This window comes from Frisingicoccus sp., assembly GCA_016298055.1.
Classification (GTDB): Bacteria; Bacillota; Clostridia; order Lachnospirales; family Lachnospiraceae; genus Frisingicoccus.
Genome location: JAEDDO010000168.1, coordinates 1 through 3,777 on the forward strand (window position 1 = coordinate 1; position 3,777 = coordinate 3,777).

3 protein-coding genes are annotated in these 3,777 nt (G+C 42.9%); all 3 read left to right on the forward strand.

The window, feature by feature from the left end; genetic code table 11:
* The coding region (locus tag QZZ35_RS09875; protein WP_291237248.1) for a peptidoglycan recognition protein family protein at positions 1 to 261 on the forward strand (261 nt) is incomplete at its 5' end.
* A gap of 58 nt (positions 262 to 319) precedes the next feature.
* Positions 320 to 3,289, forward strand: coding sequence for an insulinase family protein (locus QZZ35_RS09880; protein WP_291237249.1), 2,970 nt, complete (start codon positions 320 to 322; stop codon positions 3,287 to 3,289).
* Between the two features lie 12 nt (positions 3,290 to 3,301).
* Positions 3,302 to 3,777: GTPase Era (gene era, locus QZZ35_RS09885; protein WP_291237250.1), on the forward strand; the 476-nt coding region annotated here is incomplete at its 3' end.

Below are 3,777 nucleotides of genomic sequence, written 5' to 3' on the forward strand. Positions count from 1 at the left end.
GAACGCAATATTAACAGTGTCTCCGTGGAAGTGTGCCATGAGACGGCTGACGGAAAGTTTAATACATACACCTATGGGTCCCTTGTCAATCTGACGGGGTGGCTGTGCATGTATTTGGATGTACCTCCGGATCAGGTGATCCGTCATTATGATGTGACAGGGAAAATATGTCCTAAATATTATGTCGAGCATGAGGATGCCTGGAAAAAGTTTATCCGGGATGTAAAATTGTGGATACGGACAGAGGAAGAGAGACAGTAATCTGGTTGTATAAATCAGAGGAATATGGTACAGTTTATAAAAGACAGGAGGTTTAATGATGAGTCAGACAAAAAAAATTCCGGAAGGCTATACCATTCTGGATGAGACATATATCGAAGAATTGAAATCAGAAGCCTGGCTTCTGAAACACACAAAAAGCGGCGCACGGATAGCGGTACTGTCGAATGAGGATTCGAATAAAGTTTTTCATGTGGCCTTTCGCACACCGCCGAAGGACAGTACGGGTGTGGCCCACATACTGGAACATTCGGTTCTCTGCGGTTCGGAAGAATTTCCGGTGAAAGATCCTTTTGTTGAACTGGTGAAAGGGTCTTTAAATACCTTTCTCAATGCGATGACCTATTCGGATAAGACGGTTTATCCGGTGGCAAGCTGTAATGATACGGATTTTCAAAATCTGATGCATGTGTATCTGGATGCAGTTTTTCGCCCGAATATTTATAAACATAAAGAAATCTTTCTTCAGGAAGGATGGCATTATGAGCTTGAAGATCCGTCGGAACCGTTAAAATATAACGGTGTTGTATACAATGAGATGAAGGGTGCTTTTTCATCTCCGGAGCAGATCCTTTTCAGAAAAATCAGTCAGACACTTTATCCGGATACGACTTATGGCGTTGAGTCGGGAGGAGATCCGTCAGATATTCCGAATCTGACCTATGAAGATTTCCTTGATTTTCATAAACGCTATTACCATCCGTCCAATGCATGGCTGTACCTTTACGGTAATATGGATGTGGAGGAAAAACTCCGCTTTATTGATGAGCATTATCTGAGTCATTATGACAAAATTGAAGTGGACTCTTCCATTCGGGTTCAGAAGCCTTTTGACGCCATGCGGGAAGTCAAAGCTTCTTATGCAGTCAGTGATGACAGAGAGCTGGTGGAAAATACCTATTTGAGTTACAACACAGTGATCGGAACAAGCCTTGACAGGGAATTGTATCTGGCCATGCAGGTGTTGGAATATGTGCTTATGTCTTCACCGGGAGCTGTATTAAAGAAGGCCTTGCTGGAGAGCGGTATCGGCAAAGATGTTTTCGGAGAACTGGATAATGGCATTTTACAGCCTTATATGTGTATCATTGTGAAAAATTCGGAAATGGACAAAAAGGAAGAATTTTTGAAGGTGATCCGAGAAGTGCTTTCGAATCTTGTTCACAATGGAATCAACCGTCAGTCTCTGCTTGCTGCAATCAACTACTTTGAATTTAAATATCGAGAGGGAGATTTCGGCAGATATCCGGCGGGACTTATGTATGGTCTCCAGATGATGGACAGCTGGCTTTATGATGAAAATAAGCCGTTTATCCATATTCAGGCCAGTGACACATTTGAGAGCCTGAAGAAGAAAGTGGATGAGGGTTATTTTGAAGAACTTATTCAGAAGTATCTTCTGGATAACGGTCACAGCTCACTTTTGATTCTCTCGCCGGAAAAAGGTTTGACAGAGGTAAATGCTAAAGCAGTTGAGGAAGAACTGGCAGCTTTTAAAGACAGTCTTTCACCGGAAGAATTGAGCATCATGGTCGCGCAGACAAAAGCATTGAAAAAATATCAGGAAGAGCCATCCGGTCCGGAGGAACTGGCGAAGATCCCACTGCTTGAGATTAAAGATATTGAACCGAAACCACAGCCTTTTTATAATCAGTATAAAGAAGCAGAGGGGTGCCCGGTACTGTATCATGATGTGGAGAGCAGAGGCATTGCCTACGTGAAATGGATTTTCAACACAGGAAGAGTGCCTTTTGAAAAGATTCCTTATCTTGGATTGCTTGCATCGGTTCTTGGAAATGTGGATACGGATGAACACACCTATACAGATCTGGCAGATGAAATTAATATTCATACCGGCGGTATACGGGTGAATACAAGTATTTATGCAGAGCAGGGCAGTACAGAAATCTTTTATCCAAAGATGGAGATCGCAATGAAGGTTCTCCTTCCAAAGGCTGCTGACGGTGGGGCATTGATGGCGGAAATTATTTCAAAGAGTCATTTGGATGATAAAAAACGTCTGAAAGAGATCATCGGTCAGGTCCGTTCACGATTAGAGATGTATATGGTCGGCAACGGTCATACGGTGGCTGTGAACCGGGCGATGAGCTGTCAGTCCGCAGCGGGTATGTATAAAGAATATGAAGAAGGTCTGGCTTATTATCGGTTTATTGAAAAACTTGATCGGGAATTTGACCGGCTTTCCGACACGATTGTGGATGAATTGAAAAAAACGGCGGCACTTATATTTGTAAGATCGAATCTTATGATCGATATTACCTGCTCCGATATTGTTCCTGAGGATATGGCCTCGGTTATGTTAAAATCTCTTGAAAGTGTATTTGACGGGAATGATGAGGCGATGCCAACGGATGCCCAGGTGTGCGACGAGGTGAAAGCGGCACTTTGCAAGGCTATGGAAGAAGTCCGTTCAGAGGCTTATACGACTTCCGGTATGGTTCAGTATGATGCCTGTGCCGGTGATTTTGCAAAAGCAGGATTCAAATATAACGGTGCATTAAATGTGCTGAAAGTGATGATGAATTATGATTATCTCTGGATACGACTGAGAGTTCAGGGCGGTGCTTACGGATGTATGAGCGGTTTTTCACCAAACGGAACCGGATATTTCACTTCTTACAGGGATCCGAATCTTAAGGAAACCTATGACGTCTATGAAGGTGCAGCAGATTATGTAAAGAATTTTGAAGCCGATGAACGGACGATGCGCAAATATATTATCGGGGCTGTCAGTGGTATTGATGTGCCTCTGGGGGCTGCAGATAAAGGTACACGGTCTTTGAGTGCGTGGATCAGTCATACTTCTTACGAGAAACTGGAAAAACATCGTTATGAGATGCTGCATACGGATGTGGAGACAATACGCAGTCTTTCCGGAATCGTGGATGCCATTGTTCATTCCGGAATCCGGTGTGTTGTGGGCAGTACAGCCAAAATACAGGAAAATAAAGACATGTTCGAAAAAATAGAGCCGTTGACGGGAGCATGATAAGGAGGAAACATGGATAAGAAACAGTATAAGTCCGGTTTTGTTACATTGATCGGACGGCCGAATGTGGGAAAATCCACATTGATGAATCAGTTGATCGGACAGAAAATTGCGATCACATCAAACAAACCGCAGACAACAAGAAACCGTATTCAGACTGTTTATACCGATGAAGAAGGCCAGATCGTTTTTCTGGATACACCGGGAATTCATAAAGCGAAAAATAAACTGGGCGAGTATATGGTCAATGTGGCTGAGCGTACATTAAATGAAGTGGATGTGGTTATGTGGCTTGTTGAGCCTTCCACTTATGTCGGTGCGGGAGAACAGCACATTGTGGAACAGCTGAAAAAGACAAACACACCGATCATTTTGATCATTAATAAAATGGATATGGTAAAAAAAGAAGATTTACTTGAAGTTATGAAAGTATACAGCGGTCTTCTTGATTTTGCTGAAATTATTCCATGCTGTGCATTCACCGGAGA